Origin of the sequence: [Ruminococcus] torques ATCC 27756, assembly GCF_000153925.1 — a bacterium.
Classification (GTDB): Bacteria; Bacillota; Clostridia; order Lachnospirales; family Lachnospiraceae; genus Mediterraneibacter; species Mediterraneibacter torques.
The window spans coordinates 3,334-24,867 of sequence record NZ_DS264349.1 but is presented as its reverse complement, the minus strand read 5'-3'; the positions used below and the strand labels follow the sequence as shown (position 1 = coordinate 24,867).

The window sequence follows — 21,534 nt, the reverse complement described above, 5'->3', positions numbered from 1 at the left end:
TATGGCAAATGTAGGAGTAATCGGTGCGGGAAGCTGGGGAACGGCGTTATCGGTTCTTCTGGCTGACAACGGACATCATGTGACGATCTGGTCGATCGATGAAAAAGAAGTTGAAATGCTGGATAAAAAGAGAGAACACCTGACGAAGCTTCCGGGGGTGAAACTTTCCGACGGCATGACGATCACGGGTGATCTGGAATCGGCAGTCAAGGGAAAAGACTTTCTTGTACTTGCAGTTCCGTCGCCGTTTACAAGGGCAACTGCGAAGAAGATGTCAGCTTACGTCGGGAAAGGTCAGATTATCGTTGATGTGGCAAAGGGAATCGAGGAGAGTACACTTTTGACATTGTCTGCTCAGATCGAAGAAGAAATCCCTCAGGCGGACGTAGCGGTTCTTTCAGGACCAAGCCATGCAGAAGAAGTCGGAAGAAAGCTTCCGACAACATGTGTCATCGGAGCAAAAACAAAAAAAACGGCGGAATATTTGCAGTCTGCGTTTATTAATAAAGTGTTCCGTGTATATACAAGTCCGGATATTTTAGGAATTGAGCTTGGCGGTTCTTTGAAAAATGTCATTGCTCTTGCAGCGGGAATCGCAGATGGCCTTGGTTACGGAGATAATACAAAGGCAGCGCTTATTACCCGCGGAATTGCGGAAATTGCCAGACTGGGCGTGAAGATGGGCGGGAAGATCGAGACGTTCACAGGTTTGACGGGAATAGGAGATTTGATCGTTACGTGCGCCAGCGTCCACAGCAGAAACCGGAAAGCAGGATATCTTATCGGACAGGGAAGGTCAATGCAGGAAGCAATGGATGAAGTTCAGATGGTTGTTGAAGGCGTTTATTCGGCAAAGGCAGCGGCGAAGCTGGCAAAAAAATATGATGTTCCCATGCCGATCGTGGAAGAAGTCAATAAAGTGCTTTTTGAAGGGAAATCACCGGCGGAAGCTGTGGATGACCTGATGCTTAGAGAGTCGCGTTCCGAGCATAGAGCGCTTCAATGGGAAAAATAAAGTCATACCCCCGTTTGCGGATGCATAAATTGTATCAGCAGAACAAGGGGGTATTTTTATGGAATCATTTCAAGTATACAAAGATATGAAGGCGAGGACGAACGGGGAAATTTATATCGGGGTAGTCGGACCGGTTCGGACAGGCAAATCAACATTTATCAAGCGGTTTATGGATCTTTTAGTGCTTCCGAATATGACAGATATACATGCAAAAGAACGGACGCAAGATGAATTGCCGCAGTCTGCTTCCGGTACGACAATTATGACTACAGAACCGAAGTTCGTTCCGAAAGAGGCGGCGGGGGTGAAGCTGTCAGATGATCTGGAAGTGAAGATACGAATGATCGACTGTGTCGGTTTTATGTCAGAAGGAGCATCCGGCCATATTGAAAAGGACGAAGAGCGGCAGGTAAAGACACCGTGGTTTGAATATGAGATCCCGTTTACGAAAGCGGCTGCAATCGGGACGCAGAAAGTGATCCGGGATCATGCTACAATAGGGATTGTTGTAACGACAGACGGAAGCGTTACGGATTTGCCGAGGGAAAATTATATTCAGGCAGAAGAAAGGACGGTAAAAGAACTCAAAGCGATAGGAAAGCCGTTTATGATATTGCTTAACTGTAAGAAACCATATACAGAAGAATCTAAGAAGCTTCAGGAAGAACTTCGTGAAAAATACGAAACGGCAGTATTGCCTGTGAATTGTGAACAGATGAAAGAAGAGGATATCCATGAAATTATGCGTCAGGTTCTCTATGAATTTCCGGTCACAGAGGTCGAGTTTTATGTGCCGAAATGGGTGGAAATGCTTTCGAGGGAACATAAGATCAAACAAGATCTTTTTGAGCATGTAAGAAAGATCATGGAGACGATGGATGATATCCGAAGTGTCGTGTCGCGGTCTTTTGAGGCTGAAGGACCGTACATAGAGCGTATCCTGACGGAAAAGATCGAGATGGATACGGGAAAAGTACAGGTGAAAATTGAATTTGCCGAATCTTATTACTATGAAGTGATCAGTGAAGTGACAGGAGAAGAGATTCACGGCGAATATGAGCTTATGGCAGTGATGAAAGAGTTGTCGGCAATGCGGGAAGAATTTTCCCGGATCAAAGATGCTTTTGCCGATGTGAAAATGAAAGGATACGGCGTCGTGAGTCCGTCAAAAGAAGATATCCGGCTTGAAGAGCCGGTGATTATCAAACAGGGAAGTAAATTCGGAGTAAAGATTCGTTCGGAGGCGCCGTCGATCCATATGATCCGTGCAAATATAGAGACAGAGATCGCACCGATCGTCGGAAATGAGAAGCAGGCGGAAGATCTTGCCGGATACATTAAAAAAGAGAGTGAGACTCCGGAGGGCGTATGGGGAACAAATATTTTCGGAAAAACAGTAGAAGAGCTTGTGATGGACGGCATGAGAAATAAAATAGCGATGATTAATGATGAAAGCCAGGTAAAACTTCAGGATTCTATGCAGAAGATCGTAAATGATTCAAATGGCGGCATGGTATGTATTATTATCTGACGGCAGTTCTTGACAAGAAAATAAAAATAGTCTAGGCTTTCAGTATGACAAAAGAATTCAATAGGAGGCGTAAGATGAGTACGCAGTTTGACAAACTTGAGAAATGCTATGAATATTGTAAAACAGTGACAGATTTTATCCCCCGCGTCGGTCTGATCTTAGGATCCGGACTCGGGGGATATGCGAAAAATATGAAAGTTGTAAAAGAGATATCATATGACCAAATTCCGGGGTTCCCGGTTTCAACAGTGCAGGGACATGATGGAAAATTTCTCCTTGGTTATATAGGGAAAGTTCCTGCAATGGTAATGAAAGGACGCGTTCATTTTTATGAAGGATATACGCCTCAGGAGGTTGTTCTTCCGGTGCGTCTTATGAAGCGTATGGGGATTGAAATTCTTTTTCTGACGAATGCATCAGGTGGAATCAATCGTGATTTTCAGGTAGGAGATTTTATGATGATCACAGATCATATTTCATCTTTCGTTCCGTCTCCTTTGATCGGAGAGAACGTATCGGAACTTGGCGAAAGATTTCCCGACATGACAAAAATCTATGATGCCAATCTGAATCAGATCATTGAGAAAACTGCCGCGGAAGAAAAGATTATTTTGAAAAAAGGGGTATATCTTCAGACGTCCGGTCCGAATTTTGAAAGTCCGGCAGAAGTGCGTATGTATGGAATATTAGGTGCAGATGCAGTCGGAATGAGTACGGCGTGCGAAGCGATGGCAGCTCGTCATGCGGGAATACGGGTGTGCGGGATCTCATGCGTCTCTAATATGGCAAGCGGATTGTCGGGTGAAGAATTAAGCCATCTTGACGTACAGGCTGTGGCAGATCGAAGAGCTCAGGAGTTTGAACGTCTTGTGACAAGATCGATTGAAAAGATGTGCGAGGATGAAAGATCAGAGTAGGAGAAAACGGATGAGGACGAGAATATACAATGCAAGAATTTTGACAATGGAAGAAAAACGACCTGTTTTTAAAGGTGAGATCTATATTGACGGCGGAAAGATTTTCCGCATAAAAGAAGCCAAAACGGAAAAAAGTGAGCGGACAGAAAAACCGGCTTTAAATGAAGAAGAAAAATGGGACGAAGAAATCGACGCAGAGGGAAATCTGATTATGCCCGGGTTTAAAAATGCGCATACTCATTCTGCTATGACATTTCTGCGTTCTTATGCAGATGATATGAAACTTCAGGAATGGCTTTTTGATAAGGTATTTCCGGCAGAAGCAAAGCTGACATCCGATGACGTATATCATTTGACAAAACTTGCGATTTTGGAATATTTGACAAGCGGGATTACGGCGGCTTTTGATATGTATAAATTAAAACAAGACAGTGCAAAAGCGGCAGAAGAACTGGGCTTTAGAATGGTTTTTTGCGGAGATATCAATGATTTCGGCGGTACTTTAGAAGAGATGGAGCAAGATTATTTTCGGTACCAATGTGAAGAAACTCCGCTTTTGTCCTATCAGTTCGGATTTCATGCAGAATATACGACAAGCCGCAATTTGATGGAAGGGATCGCGCAGCTTGCCGGAAAATATAAAAAGCCTGTTTATGTCCATTGTTCGGAGACAAAAAGAGAAGTGGAGGAATGTCGGGAAAAAACAGGTATGACACCGATCGCATATATGGATTCTCTCGGCCTTTTTGAAAACGGAGGAGGATTATTCCACGGCGTTCATTTAGATGAAGCAGATTTTGACATTATGAAAAAGAAAAAAATATGTGTCGTTACAAATCCGGCTTCTAATTTAAAACTGGCAAGCGGAATTGCCCCGGTCAAAACGTATCTTGAAAAAGGAATTCCGGTTGCTATAGGAACAGACGGACCGGCAAGTAATAATTGCCTTGATATGTTTAAAGAAATGTTTCTTGTGACAGGGCTTCAAAAAGTAGTTCATAATGATCCGGAGGCTGTTCCGGCAGCAGACGTACTGAAAATGGCGACTGTCAACGGAGCTTACGCGATGGGACTTGACAACTGTGATATACTTGCAGAAGGAAAATACGCAGATTTGATTATGATAGATCTGATGCAGCCGAATATGCAGCCGATACAAAATATTGAAAAAAATGTTGTGTACAGCGCCAGTAAGCTGAATGTAAAAATGACGATGATAAACGGGAGAGCTGTTTATCAAAACGGGAAGTTTAAAATCGGGGAAAGCGTGGAAGACATTTATGAAAATGCAAACCGGATCGCAGAGAGGATACTAGATGGCAAAGAATAAATGCTCACAGACGTATCGGAGATTTATTATTTGTGCAGAAGGGGAAACAAATGATTAAAACAGATAGAGAGAAACAAATGAAAGGGGTTACAAAGCAATGAGAACAGCAATATTTACGATCGATACAGAAAGTTATGAAGCAAAGAAAAAAAGTGCGGCAGGAGAGGCTTTGAAGCGTATGCTTGAACAAAACAGGCTGGAAGTGAAAGCTGCGAAAGTTTTGCCAAGAGATAAAGAAGTTGTGGCGACAGTTTTTCGCCAGCTGGCAGACTCGGGCTCTGTCGAACTGATCATAACGACAGGGGCGACGGGATATTTAGAGCAGGACTGTGCTCCGAAGGCGGTAGAAGAAGTCGCAGAGCAGCTTATTCCGGGAATCCCGGAAGCGCTTAGGGCATATAATCTCAGGTATTCCAAGAAAGCAATGCTCGACTGTATGGCGGCAGGCATTCGGAAAAATACACTTATTGTGAATCTGCCGGAAAGTGCAAAAACAGCGAAAGAAGATATGGAATACATTTTATCGGAAGTAGTACAAGTAGTGGAGAGTATTAACTTATGATGAAGATCACATATATCGGACACAGCGGATTTTTTGTGGAAATGGAAGATGCCTGCTTTTTATTTGATTATTACAAAGGAACGATTCCGGAAACAGACGGAAACAAAAAAATGTATGTTTTCGTAAGTCACAGGCATCATGATCATTATAACGAGGAAATTTTCAGGCTGCAGGAAAAATTCCGGGATATACAATATATTATTTCTTCAGATGTATATGAACTGGCTTCTCATCCTGAGAAAAACGATAAAATCATTTATATGAAAGCAGGAGAAGAGGCGGACATAAAAGGATGTTATGTGCGAACGCTCCGGTCAAATGATGAGGGAACGGCATTTTTCATTCGCTATAAAGACCAGACGATCTATCACGCAGGGGATTTGAATTGGTGGCACTGGGAAGGGGAGCCGGACGAGTATAATAAAAATATGCGTCGTTCTTATCAGTCGGAGATCAACAAGCTTTGCGGAGAAAAGATTGATGCGGCGTTTGTTCCGGTCGATCCAAGACTGGGGGAACAGTATTGTCTCGGAATCGACTGTTTCATGAAACGAACGGAAACAAAAAGAGTATTTCCGATGCATTTTTGGGGAAATTATGATGTGTGCAGCCGTTTGATGCTCGAAGAATGCACAAAAGATTATCAGGACAAGATTGTGAAGATCGAGAGGGAAGGACAGACATTTCTATGCAGGTAAAAATATATACAGACGGGGCGGCACGGGGAAATCCGGACGGACCGGGAGGATATGGAGCGATTCTTGAATATGTAGATACGAAAGGGACGCTTCATACAAAAGAACTATCCCGGGGATATGTCAGAACAACAAACAACAGAATGGAACTGATGGCAGTGATCGCAGGATTGGAAGCGTTGAACAGACCTTGTGAGGTAGAAGTTTATTCTGATTCACAGTATGTTGTAAATGCGTTTAATAAACAGTGGGTAGACGGATGGATTAAGAAAGGATGGAAGCGTGGGAAAAACGAACCGGTTAAAAATCCGGATCTTTGGAAGCGTCTTCTCAAAGCAAAAGAAAAGCATAAAGTGTCGTTTCACTGGGTGAAAGGACATGACGGACATCCTCAAAATGAGAGGTGTGATCTGCTTGCCACTTCGGCAGCGGATGGAGATACACTTTTTGTTGACGAAGGAGTAGGAAAATAGTATAATCAGATACTGTGTTAAGTAAGACAGACAATCGCGGATGTAAGTGCCGAAAGGCAGCAGACGAGGAAAGTCCGGGCTTCATAGGGCAGGATGCCGGATAACGTCCGGTGGAGGTGACTCCCAGGCCAGTGCAACAGAAATAAACCGCGTCGGATTCCATATCGGCGTAAGGGTGGAAAGGCAGTGTAAGAGACTACCGCCTCTGCGGTAACGGAGAGGGCACATGTAAACCCCATTCGAAGCAAGACCGGATAGAAGCAATGTGGCGGCCCGTCACGCTTCAGGTAGGTCGCTTGAGCACGGCGGCAACGTCGTGCCTAGATAGATGATTGTCCACGACATAACCCGGCTTATCGTTTTGCTTAACACATTTTGTTACCCCGAATGCTTTAGCAATATAAAGCTGTGATTCGCTAAAATACATGTCGGATCTGTCAAGAGGATACTAATTTAAAAAGAAACAGGAGAAAAACTATGGGTATGAAAATAAATGCACACCTTCCGATTCCTGCTGATTTGAAAGCAGAATATCCGCTTTCTTCTCAAATTCTTAAACTGAAAGAAAAAAGGGATCGGGAAATCAGAGAGATTTTTGAAGGGAAATCAGACAAGTTTCTTGTAATTGTAGGACCATGCTCGGCGGACAATGAAGATTCCGTATGTGAGTATGTATCGAAATTGGCGACAATCAACGAAAAAGTATCAGATCGCTTGATGATCATCCCAAGAATTTATACGAATAAGCCGAGAACAACAGGAGAAGGATATAAAGGAATGCTTCATCAGCCAAAGCCGGACGAAGCTCCGGATCTGTTAGCCGGAATCATAGCGATCCGAAAGATGCATATAAGAGCGATTGAGGAGAGCGGACTTACCGGGGCAGATGAGATGCTCTATCCCGAAAATAGAAGTTATCTTGACGATATTTTGTCTTATGAGGCAATCGGAGCAAGATCTGTGGAAAATCAGCAGCATCGTCTGACGGCAAGTGCGATGGATATACCTGTAGGAATGAAAAATCCGACAAGCGGAGATTTTTCTGTAATGCTCAATTCTGTAGTGGCAGCACAGAGTTCTCATTCTTTTATATACAGGGGAATGGATGTGACGACAGAGGGAAATGATCTGGCACATGTCATATTGCGCGGAGGCGTAGATAAATACGGGACATGTATCCCAAACTATCATTATGAAGATCTTATCCGTCTTTTGGATATGTACAGGCAAAGGGAATTGAAAAATCCGGCGGCGATCATTGACGCAAACCATTCAAATTCAAATAAACAGTTTAAAGAACAAATCCGAATTGTCAGTGAAGTGCTTCACAGCAGAAATTATAACAGTGAATTAAAAAAACTGATCAAAGGGGTAATGATCGAAAGCTATTTGGAAGAAGGATGCCAGAAGATCGAGGAAAACCGCATTTACGGAAAGTCGATCACAGATCCGTGCCTTGGCTGGGACGATACGGAAAGACTGATCTATAAGATCGCAGAAGAATGCTGATAAAAAGCAAGCCGATTCAGTTTGGCATACAGCAGAAAAAACAAGTGTAAAATAAGAGTGATTATAAAAAGGAAATGGATGCAGTGTAAAAAATTGTTCTTACAGCTCACCATTTCCTTTTGTATATTACGACTTATAAAGCCGGATTTTATTATCGTTGTCTTCGATGTTTTTCTTCGCAATATTTACAGCGGTAGATCTGATTTTCTTCATCTGTCAGAACAAAGACATGATCCAGTTCCTGTTCGATCGAAGTGATGCAGCGTGGGTTTTTGCACCGGATCACATTTCGGATCTCTTTTGGAAGCGTGAGCTGCTTTTTAGCGACAATTTGTTTGTTTTCTATAATATTGACGGTGATATTGTGATCGATAAAACCTAAAATATCAAGATCCATGAAATCAATCGGACATTCGATTTTCATAATATCTTTCTTTCCCATTTTATTACTGCGGGCATTTTTGATAATGGCTACACAGCAGTCCAGTTTATCAAGGTGGAGATATTTATAAATTTCCATACTTTTTCCGGCCTCGATATGATCAAGGACGAAGCCTTCTGTAATGCTTCCGACATTCAATGTGTTTTTTACCATGATCTGTTCCTTTTACCTTTCTTAATCAACATGAATTTCAAGCAGTGTAAGAATTAATGCCATGCGCACGTATACGCCGTACTGAACCTGACGAAAATAAGCGGCGCGCGGATCATTGTCAACTTCGGTTGAAATCTCATTTACTCGCGGAAGCGGATGGAGAACATACATATCTTCCGGCGCAAGCTTCATTTTTGCTTTGTCAAGTATGTAGAAATCTTTCATGCGGACATAATCTTCTTCATTGAAAAAGCGTTCTTTTTGAACTCTTGTCATATAGAGAATGTCCAGAGAGGGCATTGCATCTTCCAGACGGACAACTTCTTCATATGGGATGTTGTTCCGGTCAAGTACTTCGTGGCGGATATAATCGGGAAGCCTTAATTCTTCGGGGGAAATCAAGATAAACCGGATTCCTTCATATCTGACGAGAGCATTGATCAAAGAGTGAACGGTACGTCCGAATTTTAAGTCGCCGCATAAACCGATCGTCATATTTTTAAGACGTCCTTTTACGTTGCGGATTGTGAGCAGGTCGGTCAGCGTCTGTGTCGGATGCTGATGCCCGCCGTCTCCTGCGTTGATAACAGGAATTGAAGAGTGCTGACAGGCGACCATAGGAGCGCCTTCCTTCGGGTGTCTCATAGCACAGATGTCTGCATAGCAGGAAATCGTGCGGATCGTATCAGATACACTTTCTCCTTTTGCTGCGGAACTGGAATCGGCAGAAGAAAATCCCATGATACTTCCGCCCAGATTTAACATGGCTGCCTCATGACTTAACCGTGTGCGTGTACTCGGTTCATAAAAAAGTGTTGCAAGTTTTTTTCCTGCACAGGCATGTGCATATTTTGCCGGATGTGCTTCAATATCCTGAGCAAGATCCAGCAGTTTGTCAAGTTCTTCCACTGAGAAATCCAGCGGACTCATTAAATGTCTCATACAAAACCTCCTAAAAATCTTTAATTATAATATAATAAAACCCTTTTCTTTTCAACCGTATAGAGAAAACAAACAGTCGGAAATTTTATAAACAGATAAATGTATATTTGCTAAAATAGAGAGATACGGCAAAGAAGAATGAACAAAAAGAAAAGTTTAAAGCCGGAAAAACAGAAACAAAATATGAAAAAGAAGGCGGCGTATCGTATCATAAAACGAAGACGCCACTCTTTTACTCATAAGCGGACACCTGTATGGATGAACTGTTATCTTAGTTTGTCATTAATTTTGTAAACATGTAGATTTTGAAAGAAAAATATACTATACTGTTGTGAAAAGAAAAATTTGGGGGCATCGGAGGAGAAAAAATGACATCGCTTGGAGAATTGAGAGAAGCACTTGATAAAATTGATAATGAAATAGCAGAGCTTTATGAAAAACGGATGGAAGTCTGCAGAAAAGTCGGAGAATATAAAGTGAAATCAGGAAAAAAGGTGTTTGACAGGCAAAGAGAAAAAGAAAAACTTGCAGATGTAATGTCAAAAGTAGAGGGGGATTTCAATAAGAAAGGAATCCAGGAGCTGTATCAGCAGCTCATGTCTATGAGCAGGAAGCTTCAGTACAGTCAGCTTGTGGAAGCGGGAGCGCTGGGACGCCTTCCGTTTATCAGAATCGAAAATCTGGATCGTGAAAATGCCCGTGTTGTATTTCAGGGAACAGAAGGAGCTTATTCACAGGCTGCAATGTATCAGTTTTTCGGAAGAGATGTAAATAATTTTCATGTGAGGACATTTCGGGAAGCGATGGAAGCGATAGAGGAAGGTTCGGCTGACTATGCGGTGCTTCCGATCGAGAATTCCACTGCCGGTACGGTGAACGAGATGTATGACCTGCTTGATGAATTTGAAAACTATATTGTAGCAGAGACGATCCTTCCGGTTGTGCATACATTGTCGGGACTTCCGGGCGCGAAGCTTTCGGATATAAAAAAAGTATATTCAAAAACAGAAGCTCTTATGCAGACGTCTGAGTTTTTAGACGACCATGGTGATTGGCAGAAAATCAGTGTTGTCAATACTGCGGTGGCGGCAAAGAAAGTGATTGAAGAACAGGATATTTCACAAGCTGCAGTATGCAGTGCTTATGCGGCAAAAGTCCACGGACTGGAAGTTTTAGTCGATGAAATTAATGATGATGAGGACAATTCCACACGTTTTATCGTTGTAACGAATCAAAAAATATTTTTGAAAAATGCTTCCAAGATAAGCATCCGTTTTGATTCGCCGCATCAGAGCGGTTCTTTGTATGGAATTTTATCACATTTTATTTATAATGATCTGAATATGACGAAGATTGCATCTCGTCCGATCAAAGGGAGACCTTGGGAATATTGTTTTTTTGTTGATTTTGAAGGAAACCTTGAAGACCCTGCTGTGAAAAATGCAATTCGCGGACTTCGTGAAGAGGCAACAAACTTAAAAATACTCGGCAATTATTGAGACGGCAGATGCCGTAATCCAGTAGTTTCTGGGAGAAAAGACAGGATGTTTAACATAAAACGGTAAAGCAGGAAAAAACGGAAGGAGAGAGAACAATGCGTACAAATGAACTGATGCTGTATAAAAATATGGAGCATGGCAGAATATTAAAAAACATGACGTTTCTCATGGAAAATTGTGGAAATGATTACTATAACAGGGAAGATTTGAGAAGTCTTCTTTTTGAATGTATGAATGAGATATTAGAGATTTCTGCCAGTCATGGATTCGAGGGGAATCTTTGGCATACATATCTGACGTTTCTTCTTGTAAATGATGAAAATGCTTACAGCACGTCATGTGAGATTGTAGGAGAGATTGACGGAAGCATTAACAGGATTGCCCTTCATGACTTTCAGATATTTAAAGAATTGTTTGATTATGATTTTCAGGAGATGGAGCGTGAATTTTCGGCAGAATGTATGCAGATTCTTTTTGAATATAAAAATACGAGCAATGCGGGGAAGGTTTTTAACCGGCGTATTCGGGATCGTATCTGTAATCTGGCAGAAGGACTTGCAGATTCGTCGGACGCAATAGACTTCAAGAGGAAGATGACACAGTTTTACAAAGAATTCGGAGTCGGTAAATTCGGCCTTCATAAAGCGTTTCGTATCGATCATCCGGAAGGAAAGACGATGTCGGTAGAACCGATCACAAATATTGCGCATGTACATCTTGATGATCTTGTAGGTTATGAGATTGCGAAGAAGAAGCTGATCGATAACACTGAGGCTTTTGTGAAAGGGAAAAAAGCAAATAACTGTCTCTTATTCGGCGATGCCGGAACAGGAAAATCTACGTCGATCAAAGCTGTTTTAAATCAGTATTACGATCAGGGGCTTCGGATGATCGAAGTATACAAGCATCAGTTTCAAGATTTAAATGATGTGATCGCGCAGATTAAAAATCGGAATTATAAGTTTATTATATACATGGATGATCTTTCATTTGAAGAGTTTGAGATTGAATACAAGTATTTGAAAGCGGTAATAGAAGGAGGTCTTGAGAGAAAGCCGGATAATGTTTTGATTTATGCGACTTCTAACAGACGTCACCTGATCCGTGAGACGTTTCGGGATAAAGCAGACAGAGATGAAGAGCTTCATACAAATGATACGGTTCAGGAAAAGTTATCGCTTGTCGCAAGGTTTGGCGTGACGATTTACTTTGGCTCGCCCGATAAGAAAGAATTTCGTCAGATTGTTCGTACGCTTGCGCAGAAAAATAAAATAGAAATGCCGGAAGAAGATCTGCTTCTGGAAGCAAATAAATGGGAATTGTCTCATGGAGGTTTGTCGGGAAGGACGGCACAGCAGTTTATTGATTATCTTATGGGACAGAATTAAGAACGATAAAAGGCGTCAGACATGTATCGGTGTTTTTCGGCATGTTTGACGCCTTGTGATGTTTTAACAGTGAAAAGCCGGGCAGAGAGAATAGAGACTCCTTTGCTAATTCTAACTGCCGGATATTTTTTGGATGCCTCTTATATCGCTGTCGATGACGAGAGAGTAATTTGTATAATAGACAACAAAACCGGGTTTTGCGCCTTTTGGTTTTTTAATATGTTTTTTCTCTATATAATCGATTTCGACTTTTTCGCTGCCTCGCATACTTGAATAATAAGCGGCAAGTTTGCCCGCTTCTTCAAATGTACGGTCGGGAAGTTCTTCCCCGTTTGTTTTTACGATCACATGTGATCCGGGAGCTTGTTTTGCATGAAACCACCAGTCGCATCCGGCGGCAAAATCAAATGTAAGGGCGTCGTTTTGAAGATTATTTTTCCCTACATACATATGAAAACCATCGCTTGAAATATAGTGCAGCGGTTCGTTTTTAAGTTTTATTTTCTTTCGTACGGTTTTGCGGCGCACATATCCTGTTTCAGACAGCTCTTCTTTGATGGCGGCAAGATCGTCCTCTGTCATTGCAATATCGAGAGAGGTCTGTATGGATTCGAGATAGGAAATTTCATCTTTTGTTTCCCGGATCAACTGGGTGAGCGCTTCAAAAGTACGTTTTTGTTTGTTGTATTTGGCAAAAAAACGCTGTGCGTTTTCCTGCGGAGTGCTTGTTGGATCTAACGGGATCGTAACCGTTTCGTTTGTGTAATAGTTCAGCGCCTCCATCTGTTTGGCGCCTTCGGGAACATTGTAACCATAAGCGTTGATCAGTTCGCCGTAAACTTTGTATTTGTCTCTGTTTTCGGTATCTTTTAACTGCCGCATCTGCAGATCATATTTTTTCCGATTCCTTTCAAGAGCAGTTTGTACAATGTGTCTAAGATCGACGGATTTCTGGCGAATCCTCGTAATCAGGCTCCGCTCAGAGTAGTAAGTACGAAGAATTTCGCAAACAGAAGGAAAGAGACGTTTTTCATATGCTGAAAGATACGTCAGTTCAAGAGCGGAAAATTCCTTCGGTTCTTGTTTGTCATAGTAGATAGCGGGCTCAAATCTGCCTTCTTTTATTGCTGACAGATAGATCGTAAACTGGGTATACAGATGGAAAAGAACATCCTGACTGTATTCTTTTGCCGGAAGAGTTGAGTCGATACCGGCAAGATAACAGATTTCCTCTGCGGTAACAGGACTGATCCCTGTAAAGCTTGTATAAAGAGCTTTTGCCACAGACATCGGTTTATCATTAACGGAAAGGGAAAATTCTTTCCATTCTGTTGTGAGCGGATCTTTTTTATGCATTGTATCAGGAATAAAATATTTCCGTCCGGGAAGAACTTCTCTGACAGAACTCATCTGTGCAGATACATGCTTGATACTGTCAATGATCGTTCCGTCTTCGGAACAGAAAATGATGTTGCTGTGTTTCCCCATGATTTCAACAATGAGCTTCTTTTGGCAAAGGTCGCCCAACTCATCAAAATGTTCGATTGTAAAACAGATGATACGCTCCAGTTTTGGCTGTGAAATATCCGTGATCCGGCTGTTACTGATATGTTTTCTAAGAAGCATACAAAAATTAGGAGCCGTGATCGGGCTTGGTTTATTTGTGTCTGTAAGATAAATAAGCGGAAGAGAAGCGTTTGCTGAGATTAAAAGCCGATGTTGTCCACAGGGGGATTTGATCGTAAGAAGCAGTTCATCTGCTTCCGGCTGCGCGATTTTCGCAATTCGTCCGTCTGTTAGTTTTTGTTTCAGTTCGTGGACAAGACCTGCCACGACAATTCCGTCAAAAGCCATAATAAATTCTCCATATTTTGAATTGTTCAGAAGGGAAATGATAAAACATTTTTCTTTTGAACATGAATATATAAGAAAGTATATCATAAAGAGGAGAATGAAAAAAGACCTGTTGACCATTTACGCGCATTAGAGGTATAATAACTAAAATTGCAGTAATCGGCAGTTCTAAAAAACAGATAAATTTGATATATAGACTGCCAAGGAGAAGAACACGAGGAAAGACAAGATGATAAAAAGTATGACAGGGTTCGGAAGATGTGAAGTTCTGAAGGACTCAAGAAAATTTACGGTAGAATTAAAAAGTGTGAATCACAGATATCTCGATGTAAACATTCGGATGCCGAAGAAATTGAATTTTTTCGAGACGTCCATCAGGACGCTCCTTAAATCATATGCAGACCGGGGAAAGGTTGACATTTTTATCACGTATGAAGATCTGTCTCAATCGCAGGTGTCGGTAAAGTATAACGCGGCTCTTGCGGCAGAATATTTAAAATATCTGAATCAGATGGCAGAAGAATTTTCGTTAGATAATGATGTTCGCGTCAGTACATTGTCCAGATATCCCGAAGTCTTTACGATGGAAGAATGCAGCGAGGATGAAGACGAGCTTTGGAATGGATTAAAAGAAGCGTTGGAAGGCGCGTTTTCACAGTTTGTAGAGATGAGGACAAAAGAAGGAGAACGTTTGAAAGAAGATATTCTTTTGAAATTGGATCTGCTCAGTGAACAGATTCGGTTTATAGAAGAGCGTTCGCCGCAGATTATTGCAGAATACAGGACAAAATTAGAAGAAAAGATGCGGGAATTATTAGAGGATACGCAGATTGACGATAATCGGATTGCGGCAGAAGTGATTCTCTTTGCGGATAAGATCTGTACAGATGAGGAGGTTGTAAGACTAAAAAGTCATATTCAGCATATGAAGGAGACATTGGAAGAGTCTAACGGAATCGGAAGAAAACTTGATTTTATCGCACAGGAGATGAATCGTGAGGCGAACACGATCTTGTCTAAGGCGAATGATCTGGATATATCAAACCGCGCGATCAGTCTGAAAACAGAGATTGAGAAGATCAGAGAACAGATACAGAATATCGAATAGGAGGAAACAAAGTGAACAGAAAAGGAATTTTGATCGTTGTATCGGGATTTTCGGGTTCGGGAAAAGGAACGCTGATGAAAGAACTTCTGTCAAGATATCCTGATACGTATGCACTTTCTGTCTCGGCGACTACGAGGCAGCCAAGAGATGGGGAACAGGATGGAAGAGAATATTTTTTCATATCAAAAGATGAATTTGAAAAAATGATTGCCAAAGATGAATTGATAGAGTATGCTAGATATGTGAAAAATTATTACGGTACTCCAAAAGAGTATGTGCGAAAGCAGTTGGATGCGGGAAAAGATGTGATCCTTGAAATAGAGATTCAAGGCGCATTAAAAGTGAAAGAGGAATTTCCCGATACTTTGCTTTTGTTTGTGACACCTCCGAGCGCCGGTGAACTGAAAAAAAGGCTCGTAGGCAGAGGCACAGAGACGATGGATGTGATCGAGTCCAGAATGAACCGTGCATGTGAGGAAGCGGAGGGAATGGATTATTACGATTACCTTGTCGTTAATGACGACCTGAATATGTGCGTTGAAGAAATGCATATGATCATTCAGGGAGAGCACCGAAGAAGTTTTCGGAATGAAGCATTCATGAAGACAATAAAAGAAGATTTGGAAAGATTGAAAGGAGAAAATTAAATATGCTGCATCCGTCTTATACAGATTTGATGAAAGTTGTAAACAAAGATGTCGAAGAAGGGGAAACAAAGATCGTCAACAGTCGTTATTCGATCGTTATGGCAACATCGAAACGTGCCAGACAACTGATTGCCGGAGACCTTCCGCTTGTCGATGTGAAAGAGGGAGAGAAACCATTGTCGATCGCAATCGAAGAATTGAACAAAGGCGAGTTGAAGATCAAAGCCGAGAGTGCGGCAGAAGAAGAGTAAAAACAATGAGGCAGAACCAAACGGTATCTGCCTTTTTCATGTTAGCGGATGAATCTTGCCACATTAAAGTACAAAAGTGAAAAGTATAATAAAAAGGAAGAGGAGGTATGGAACAGATATGAAAATATTGTTTATCTCTCTTGGATGTGACAAAAATCTCGTAGATACAGAAGTGATGCTCGGACTTTTGGCATCTAGAGGATATGAGATGACAGATGATGAAAGACAGGCAGATATTATTGTAATTAATACATGCTGCTTTATCCATGACGCAAAAGAAGAGAGCATTCAAAATATTCTTGAGATGGCAGAATATAAAAAGTCGGGACAGGTAAAAGCGTTGATCGTGACAGGATGTCTGGCACAGAGATACAGACAGGAAATATTAGATGAAATTCCGGAAGTAGATGAAGTTCTCGGAACGACGGCATATGATAAGATTTTAGATGTGGTAGACCGAGCATTGGAAGGAGAGCAGGGCATTATACTTTCGGATCTTAATGCGCTTCCGGTTTCAGGAGCAAAGCGTCTTGTGACGACGGGAGGACATTTTGCATATTTAAAGATTGCGGAAGGGTGCGATAAGCATTGTACATATTGCATTATTCCGAAAATACGTGGAAATTTCAGAAGTGTTCCCATGGAACGACTGATCAAAGAAGCGAAAGAGCTGGCAGAGCAAGGTGTCAAAGAACTGATCCTTGTGGCACAGGAAACGACACTTTATGGAAAAGATCTGTATGGAGAAAAATGTCTTCACAGGCTTGTGGAAGAGTTATGCAAGATTGCGGGAATCCGCTGGATCCGAATTTTGTATTGCTATCCGGAGGAAATTACAGATGAATTGATAGAAGTGATAAAAAAAGAACCGAAAGTGTGTCATTATCTTGATCTTCCGATCCAACATGCAAGCGACAGTATTTTGAAAAGGATGGGCAGAAGAACGTCAAAACAGGAACTGACAGATATTGTAAAAAAATTGAGAAAAGAAATTCCTGATATTTGCCTTCGTACGACGTTGATCACCGGCTTTCCCGGCGAAACAGAAGATCAGCATGAAGAATTGATGCAGTTTGTCGACGAAATGGAGTTTGATCGTTTAGGAGTCTTTACCTACTCACCGGAAGAAGATACCCCGGCGGCTGTTATGCCAGATCAGATCGCAGAAGAAGTAAAAGAAGAACGACAGGCGGATCTGATGGAACTTCAGCAGGAAATTGCATTTGACAATGCAGAAAATATGATCGGCAGAGAAATGCTTGTTATGATTGAAGGCAAAGTTGCGGATGAAAATGCTTATGTCGGCAGGACATACCGCGATGCGCCGAATGTGGACGGATTGATCTTTATTAACACAGAAGAAGAACTGATATCCGGCGATTTCGCAAAAGTGAAAATAACCGGAGCTTTAGAATATGATCTGATAGGAGAATTGTTATGAATTTACCAAATAAATTAACTGTTTTGCGCATTATCATGGTACCGTTTTTTGTATTTTTTATGCTTACGGATGTAGGCGGAGCGGCTAATAAGTGGATTGCTCTCGCAATTTTTGCAGTTGCGAGTCTGACGGATCTTTTAGATGGGAAAATAGCGAGAAAATATAATCTTGTGACAAATTTCGGAAAATTTATGGATCCTTTGGCAGATAAACTGCTTGTTTGTTCGGCTATGATCTGTCTGATTCCTTCCGGAAAATTAGCTGCCGAAATTGTAATAATCATTATTGCAAGAGAGTTTATTATAAGCGGATTCCGTCTCGTGGCATCTGACAACGGAATTGTGATCGCAGCAAGCTATTGGGGAAAATTCAAAACTGTATTTCAGATGGCGATGATCATCGTTCTTATTGCAGATTTAGGCGGTGTGTTCGACTTGATCGGAGAAATTCTTATTTGGGCAGCAGTGGCACTTACGATCATTTCTCTGATCGATTACGTGTGGAAAAATAAACAGGTACTTACACAAGGTGGGATGTAAACATGTATCTTGAATGGTATTTAAAAGAAAAAAAAGCATATGAGAAAACTTTAGAGGAAACGGTGACGGAACTTTTATCTGAAAAATACCTTCACGTGACGACTGCAGAGTCCTGTACAGGAGGACTGATTTCAGGAACACTTGTAAATGCGGCAGGCGCGTCTGCAGTATTGAATGAGGGGTATGTCACTTACTCAAATGAAGCGAAAGAGCGCCTGCTTGGAGTTTCTCATGAGACGCTTGAAACTTATGGGGCAGTCAGTGAACAGACGGCGAAAGAGATGGCGGAAGGAGCGGCAAAAGCCGCAGGTGCAGAAGCGGCTCTTAGCGCGACAGGAATTGCCGGTCCAAGTGGAGGAACAGAGGACAAGCCTGTCGGACTCGTGTATATAGGATGTTATCTGAACGGGGAGACAGTAGTAAAAGAATGCCGTTTTCACGGAAATCGTATGGAAAACAGAGCTCAAACAGTTGAAACTGCACTTGAGATGCTGAAAGATGCATTGTTAAAAGAATAGGATTTTCGGAAATAGGAAAGAAAATTTTAAAATAGTATAAAAGCATTATAAAAACATAAAGTGAACACTTTGAGTGAAAACTTTGTCAAAGTTTGATTGACGAATGCGGTAATTTATGAGAAAATAAAATAGGTATGGCACGAGTATGTGTTCGTATGCAGAAGAAAATCATAGATATTGAAAGGAGTTTTAACATGATTTATTCACATGAAGTAGAAATGATGTGTCCGGTAGCGCAGGGCGCAAATCACGGACCGGCTCCGATCCCGGAAGAAGCAAAATGGGTGAAAGCGAAAGAAGTAAAGGATATTTCCGGTTTGACACATGGTGTTGGCTGGTGTGCTCCGCAGCAGGGTACATGTAAGCTGACTCTGAACGTGAAAGACGGTATTATCCAGGAAGCGCTTGTAGAGACAATCGGATGTTCGGGAATGACACATTCCGCAGCTATGGCATCTGAGATCCTCCCGGGCAAAACAATCTTAGAGGCACTTAACACAGACCTTGTCTGTGATGCGATCAATACAGCAATGAGAGAACTTTTCCTTCAGATCGTATACGGAAGAACTCAGAGTGCATTCTCTGAAGACGGACTTCCGATCGGAGCAGGACTTGAGGATCTTGGAAAAGGACTTCGTTCTCAGGTTGGTACAATGTACGGAACACTTGCAAAAGGTCCTCGTTACCTTGAGATGGCAGAAGGTTATGTAACAGGAATCGCTCTTGACGAAAACAACGAGATCATCGGATACCAGTTCGTAAGCCTCGGAAAATTCACAGATTTCATCAAAGCAGGCGATACGCCGAACGATGCTTGGGAAAAAGCAAAAGGACAGTACGGCCGTGTTGATGACGCAGCGAAGATCATCGACCCGCGTAAGGAGTAATCGGGATTTAGCGACATATTAAGGTAAATAAATCAGGAGGATACATAAATGGCTTTATTTGAATCATATGAAAGAAGAATTGATAAAATCAATGAAGTTTTAAACAGCTACGGTATCGCTTCTCTTGAAGAAGCAGAGAAGATTACGAAGGATGCCGGACTGGACGTATACAACCAGATCAAAGGCATTCAGCCGATCTGTTTTGAAAATGCATGCTGGGCTTATATTACGGGTGCGGCAATCGCAATCAAAAAAGGATGTACAAGAGCAGCAGACGCAGCAGCAGCAATCGGAGAGGGACTTCAGGCATTCTGTATTCCGGGTTCTGTAGCAGATCAGCGTAAAGTAGGTCTTGGTCACGGAAACCTTGGAAAGATGCTTCTTGAAGAGGAAACAGACTGTTTTGCATTCCTTGCAGGACATGAGTCATTCGCAGCAGCAGAAGGTGCAATCGGTATTGCGGAAAAAGCAAACAAAGTTCGTAAAAAACCGCTTCGTGTTATCTTGAACGGTCTTGGAAAAGATGCTGCAAAGATCATTTCCAGAATCAACGGATTTACATATGTTCAGACAGATTATGATTATTATACAGGCGAACTTAAAGAAGTTTCCAGAACAGCTTACTCTGACGGACTTCGTTCTAAAGTAAACTGCTACGGAGCAAACGATGTTCGTGAAGGCGTTGCAATTATGTGGAAAGAGGGTGTTGATGTTTCTATTACAGGAAACTCTACAAACCCGACTCGTTTCCAACACCCGGTTGCAGGTACATACAAAAAAGAATGTATCGAGCAGGGTAAAAAATATTTCTCAGTTGCTTCAGGCGGTGGTACAGGACGTACACTTCACCCGGACAACATGGCAGCAGGACCGGCTTCTTACGGTATGACAGATACACTTGGACGTATGCATTCAGATGCTCAGTTCGCAGGATCTTCTTCCGTACCGGCTCATGTTGAGATGATGGGACTTATCGGAGCAGGAAACAACCCGATGGTTGGTATGACTGTAGCTGTTGCAGTTTCCATCGAGGAGGCAGCTAAGGAAGGCAAGTTCTAAGAAATCCAGTAAAATCAAGGGTTTAAGAAGTTGTAAGAAGTAGAAAAAAGTAGGAAAATGTATGTTATTCATACATTATTCCTACACTACTTCTACACACCTATTCCTACACTGAAAAAACATATTATTTTATTTTTTCTATATCCTCTCGCAACCATTCTAAATCACGTACGGTGTAAGTGGATTCAGTTATATCTTGAATTGAATGACCGACCATTTCTTTGAGGGCGTATTCATCCATTCCGGCTTTTTTACCCATCGTAACAAATGTTGTTCGAGGATCATGAGGTCTGTGTTCGGGATTCAAGTTTAATTGTTTAACAACCTTTTCAAAACGACTTGCATATTTGTCGTATGTACAGACCAAGAAACCAGAGTGAGTTTGTCCTTTATCTTGAAAAGATAATCGCTGTTTTATAGAAGGGGAATCATATTGCTTTCCAAGTCTTTGATTTGGATGATAGAACATCCGTGCTTTCCGGTTCCGTTTCTTCCTGTTGATATACATTTCTCAATTTACTCCTCTAACGAAAGACAGTCTGAGGCGCACCCTTAACATGGAGGAAACCGTCGGAATTACTCACACATTTTCCTAAAAACCTTTTTTTTATAAGGAATGTTTTTTGTTTTTTTTTCACAAACTCCCCAAACCAAGTCTGCAATCTTGGTATTCCAATCACAACCCCCGTTGAAGGTTATCCCAATTTCGGAGGAATTTCCCTTTTTCCGTTATAAAATTCCCACCTTAAGGGGGAAAGTTCCAATATAAAAAAA

At 41.7% G+C, this 21,534-nt stretch carries 22 protein-coding genes and 1 other RNA gene; 19 read left to right on the top strand and 4 right to left on the bottom strand.

The genetic code is table 11. The annotated features are described in order from the left end of the window. Window position 1 precedes the first annotated feature (1 nt). The 9 genes from RUMTOR_RS05595 (at window position 2) to RUMTOR_RS05560 (ending at window position 8,032) form a co-directional block, all read left to right on the top strand. Window positions 2–1,015, top strand: a complete 1,014-nt coding sequence (locus RUMTOR_RS05595) for an NAD(P)H-dependent glycerol-3-phosphate dehydrogenase (protein ID WP_004846193.1) — start codon at window positions 2–4, stop codon at window positions 1,013–1,015. A gap of 58 nt (window positions 1,016–1,073) precedes the next feature. Then, the gene (gene spoIVA / locus RUMTOR_RS05590; RefSeq protein WP_004846192.1) at window positions 1,074–2,546 is read left to right on the top strand and encodes a stage IV sporulation protein A; all 1,473 of its coding nucleotides are present in this window, start codon (window positions 1,074–1,076) and stop codon (window positions 2,544–2,546) included. A gap of 74 nt (window positions 2,547–2,620) precedes the next feature. After that, the gene (locus RUMTOR_RS05585; RefSeq protein WP_009242611.1) at window positions 2,621–3,463 is read left to right on the top strand and encodes a purine-nucleoside phosphorylase; all 843 of its coding nucleotides are present in this window, start codon (window positions 2,621–2,623) and stop codon (window positions 3,461–3,463) included. A gap of 10 nt (window positions 3,464–3,473) precedes the next feature. Continuing rightward, complete coding sequence (locus RUMTOR_RS05580) at window positions 3,474–4,793, top strand: amidohydrolase family protein (RefSeq protein WP_009242612.1); 1,320 nt, start codon at window positions 3,474–3,476, stop codon at window positions 4,791–4,793. A gap of 97 nt (window positions 4,794–4,890) precedes the next feature. Next, window positions 4,891–5,355 carry a MogA/MoaB family molybdenum cofactor biosynthesis protein gene (locus RUMTOR_RS05575; protein ID WP_004846189.1) on the top strand — a complete coding sequence of 155 codons (465 nt, stop codon included), beginning with the start codon at window positions 4,891–4,893 and terminating at the stop codon, window positions 5,353–5,355. After that, on the top strand, window positions 5,352–6,053 hold the full coding sequence (locus tag RUMTOR_RS05570) for an MBL fold metallo-hydrolase (RefSeq protein WP_004846188.1): 702 nt from the start codon (window positions 5,352–5,354) through the stop codon (window positions 6,051–6,053). Before RUMTOR_RS05575 ends, RUMTOR_RS05570 begins: the two co-directional genes overlap by 4 nt. Further along, complete coding sequence (rnhA, locus tag RUMTOR_RS05565; RefSeq protein ID WP_004846187.1) at window positions 6,044–6,523, top strand: ribonuclease HI; 480 nt, start codon at window positions 6,044–6,046, stop codon at window positions 6,521–6,523. Before RUMTOR_RS05570 ends, rnhA begins: the two co-directional genes overlap by 10 nt. 18 nt (window positions 6,524–6,541) lie before the next feature. Further along, an RNA gene (gene rnpB / locus RUMTOR_RS12535) (RNase P RNA component class A) lies at window positions 6,542–6,895 on the top strand. Between the two features lie 105 nt (window positions 6,896–7,000). Beyond that, window positions 7,001–8,032, top strand: a complete 1,032-nt coding sequence (locus RUMTOR_RS05560; protein ID WP_004846186.1) for a 3-deoxy-7-phosphoheptulonate synthase — start codon at window positions 7,001–7,003, stop codon at window positions 8,030–8,032. A 151-nt stretch (window positions 8,033–8,183) separates the two neighbouring features. On the opposite strand, the gene RUMTOR_RS05555 is transcribed toward RUMTOR_RS05560, so the two are convergent. Further along, window positions 8,184–8,627 carry an aspartate carbamoyltransferase regulatory subunit gene (locus RUMTOR_RS05555; protein ID WP_004846185.1) on the bottom strand — a complete coding sequence of 148 codons (444 nt, stop codon included), beginning with the start codon at window positions 8,625–8,627 and terminating at the stop codon, window positions 8,184–8,186. A gap of 21 nt (window positions 8,628–8,648) precedes the next feature. Next, window positions 8,649–9,569 carry an aspartate carbamoyltransferase gene (gene pyrB / locus RUMTOR_RS05550; protein WP_009242615.1) on the bottom strand — a complete coding sequence of 307 codons (921 nt, stop codon included), beginning with the start codon at window positions 9,567–9,569 and terminating at the stop codon, window positions 8,649–8,651. A gap of 368 nt (window positions 9,570–9,937) precedes the next feature. On the opposite strand from pyrB, the gene RUMTOR_RS05545 reads away from it, so the two are divergent. After that, complete coding sequence (locus RUMTOR_RS05545; protein ID WP_004846182.1) at window positions 9,938–11,068, top strand: bifunctional chorismate mutase/prephenate dehydratase; 1,131 nt, start codon at window positions 9,938–9,940, stop codon at window positions 11,066–11,068. A gap of 95 nt (window positions 11,069–11,163) precedes the next feature. After that, a complete protein-coding gene (locus RUMTOR_RS05540) occupies window positions 11,164–12,456 on the top strand; it encodes an ATP-binding protein (protein WP_004846181.1) in 1,293 nt (430 codons plus the stop codon). A gap of 111 nt (window positions 12,457–12,567) precedes the next feature. Here RUMTOR_RS05540 and RUMTOR_RS05535 read toward each other — a convergent pair whose 3' ends face one another. Beyond that, a complete protein-coding gene (locus tag RUMTOR_RS05535) occupies window positions 12,568–14,310 on the bottom strand; it encodes an Rqc2 family fibronectin-binding protein (protein WP_009242617.1) in 1,743 nt (580 codons plus the stop codon). Between the two features lie 229 nt (window positions 14,311–14,539). Here RUMTOR_RS05535 and RUMTOR_RS05530 point away from each other — a divergent pair, with 229 nt between their 5' ends. The 8 genes from RUMTOR_RS05530 to RUMTOR_RS05495 all read left to right on the top strand — a co-directional run bounded on the left by RUMTOR_RS05530 (window position 14,540) and on the right by RUMTOR_RS05495 (window position 20,760). Then, window positions 14,540–15,418, top strand: coding sequence for a YicC/YloC family endoribonuclease (locus tag RUMTOR_RS05530; protein WP_004846179.1), 879 nt, complete (start codon window positions 14,540–14,542; stop codon window positions 15,416–15,418). 11 nt (window positions 15,419–15,429) lie between these two features. Continuing rightward, complete coding sequence (gene gmk / locus RUMTOR_RS05525; RefSeq protein ID WP_009242618.1) at window positions 15,430–16,065, top strand: guanylate kinase; 636 nt, start codon at window positions 15,430–15,432, stop codon at window positions 16,063–16,065. Between the two features lie 2 nt (window positions 16,066–16,067). Further along, window positions 16,068–16,316, top strand: a complete 249-nt coding sequence (gene rpoZ / locus RUMTOR_RS05520; RefSeq protein WP_009242619.1) for a DNA-directed RNA polymerase subunit omega — start codon at window positions 16,068–16,070, stop codon at window positions 16,314–16,316. 118 nt (window positions 16,317–16,434) lie between these two features. Further along, the gene (gene rimO / locus RUMTOR_RS05515; protein ID WP_044998022.1) at window positions 16,435–17,757 is read left to right on the top strand and encodes a 30S ribosomal protein S12 methylthiotransferase RimO; all 1,323 of its coding nucleotides are present in this window, start codon (window positions 16,435–16,437) and stop codon (window positions 17,755–17,757) included. Continuing rightward, window positions 17,754–18,296 carry a CDP-diacylglycerol--glycerol-3-phosphate 3-phosphatidyltransferase gene (gene pgsA / locus RUMTOR_RS05510; RefSeq protein WP_004846174.1) on the top strand — a complete coding sequence of 181 codons (543 nt, stop codon included), beginning with the start codon at window positions 17,754–17,756 and terminating at the stop codon, window positions 18,294–18,296. The genes rimO and pgsA overlap by 4 nt, the downstream gene beginning before the upstream one ends. A gap of 2 nt (window positions 18,297–18,298) precedes the next feature. Next, on the top strand, window positions 18,299–18,814 hold the full coding sequence (locus RUMTOR_RS05505; protein ID WP_004846173.1) for a CinA family protein: 516 nt from the start codon (window positions 18,299–18,301) through the stop codon (window positions 18,812–18,814). Between the two features lie 194 nt (window positions 18,815–19,008). Continuing rightward, window positions 19,009–19,701, top strand: a complete 693-nt coding sequence (locus RUMTOR_RS05500) for an iron-sulfur cluster assembly scaffold protein (RefSeq protein ID WP_009242622.1) — start codon at window positions 19,009–19,011, stop codon at window positions 19,699–19,701. Between the two features lie 48 nt (window positions 19,702–19,749). After that, window positions 19,750–20,760 (top strand): GGGtGRT protein, encoded by a 1,011-nt coding sequence (locus RUMTOR_RS05495; protein WP_004846171.1) that lies wholly within the window; start codon window positions 19,750–19,752, stop codon window positions 20,758–20,760. A gap of 124 nt (window positions 20,761–20,884) precedes the next feature. On the opposite strand, the gene RUMTOR_RS05490 is transcribed toward RUMTOR_RS05495, so the two are convergent. Continuing rightward, complete coding sequence (locus RUMTOR_RS05490) at window positions 20,885–21,268, bottom strand: site-specific integrase (RefSeq protein WP_004846170.1); 384 nt, start codon at window positions 21,266–21,268, stop codon at window positions 20,885–20,887. Between the last annotated feature and the right edge of the window lie 266 nt (window positions 21,269–21,534).

Bases quoted from the DNA above. Each gene is read 5' to 3' on its own strand.
- RUMTOR_RS05580 (WP_009242612.1), top strand. From the start codon at position 3,474: ATGAGGACGAGAATATACAATGCAAGAATTTTGACAATGGAAGAAAAA.
- rnhA (WP_004846187.1), top strand. From the start codon at position 6,044: ATGCAGGTAAAAATATATACAGACGGGGCGGCACGGGGAAATCCGGAC.
- RUMTOR_RS05500 (WP_009242622.1), top strand. From the start codon at position 19,009: ATGATTTATTCACATGAAGTAGAAATGATGTGTCCGGTAGCGCAGGGC.
- RUMTOR_RS05495 (WP_004846171.1), top strand. From the start codon at position 19,750: ATGGCTTTATTTGAATCATATGAAAGAAGAATTGATAAAATCAATGAA.
- RUMTOR_RS05540 (WP_004846181.1), top strand. From the start codon at position 11,164: ATGCGTACAAATGAACTGATGCTGTATAAAAATATGGAGCATGGCAGA.
- pyrB (WP_009242615.1), bottom strand. From the start codon at position 9,569: ATGAGACATTTAATGAGTCCGCTGGATTTCTCAGTGGAAGAACTTGAC.
- pgsA (WP_004846174.1), top strand. From the start codon at position 17,754: ATGAATTTACCAAATAAATTAACTGTTTTGCGCATTATCATGGTACCG.
- rpoZ (WP_009242619.1), top strand. From the start codon at position 16,068: ATGCTGCATCCGTCTTATACAGATTTGATGAAAGTTGTAAACAAAGAT.
- RUMTOR_RS05505 (WP_004846173.1), top strand. From the start codon at position 18,299: ATGTATCTTGAATGGTATTTAAAAGAAAAAAAAGCATATGAGAAAACT.
- RUMTOR_RS05535 (WP_009242617.1), bottom strand. From the start codon at position 14,310: ATGGCTTTTGACGGAATTGTCGTGGCAGGTCTTGTCCACGAACTGAAA.
- rimO (WP_044998022.1), top strand. From the start codon at position 16,435: ATGAAAATATTGTTTATCTCTCTTGGATGTGACAAAAATCTCGTAGAT.
- RUMTOR_RS05555 (WP_004846185.1), bottom strand. From the start codon at position 8,627: ATGGTAAAAAACACATTGAATGTCGGAAGCATTACAGAAGGCTTCGTC.
- RUMTOR_RS05545 (WP_004846182.1), top strand. From the start codon at position 9,938: ATGACATCGCTTGGAGAATTGAGAGAAGCACTTGATAAAATTGATAAT.
- spoIVA (WP_004846192.1), top strand. From the start codon at position 1,074: ATGGAATCATTTCAAGTATACAAAGATATGAAGGCGAGGACGAACGGG.
- RUMTOR_RS05595 (WP_004846193.1), top strand. From the start codon at position 2: ATGGCAAATGTAGGAGTAATCGGTGCGGGAAGCTGGGGAACGGCGTTA.
- RUMTOR_RS05490 (WP_004846170.1), bottom strand. From the start codon at position 21,268: ATGTATATCAACAGGAAGAAACGGAACCGGAAAGCACGGATGTTCTAT.
- RUMTOR_RS05585 (WP_009242611.1), top strand. From the start codon at position 2,621: ATGAGTACGCAGTTTGACAAACTTGAGAAATGCTATGAATATTGTAAA.
- RUMTOR_RS05560 (WP_004846186.1), top strand. From the start codon at position 7,001: ATGGGTATGAAAATAAATGCACACCTTCCGATTCCTGCTGATTTGAAA.
- RUMTOR_RS05575 (WP_004846189.1), top strand. From the start codon at position 4,891: ATGAGAACAGCAATATTTACGATCGATACAGAAAGTTATGAAGCAAAG.
- RUMTOR_RS05530 (WP_004846179.1), top strand. From the start codon at position 14,540: ATGATAAAAAGTATGACAGGGTTCGGAAGATGTGAAGTTCTGAAGGAC.
- RUMTOR_RS05570 (WP_004846188.1), top strand. From the start codon at position 5,352: ATGATGAAGATCACATATATCGGACACAGCGGATTTTTTGTGGAAATG.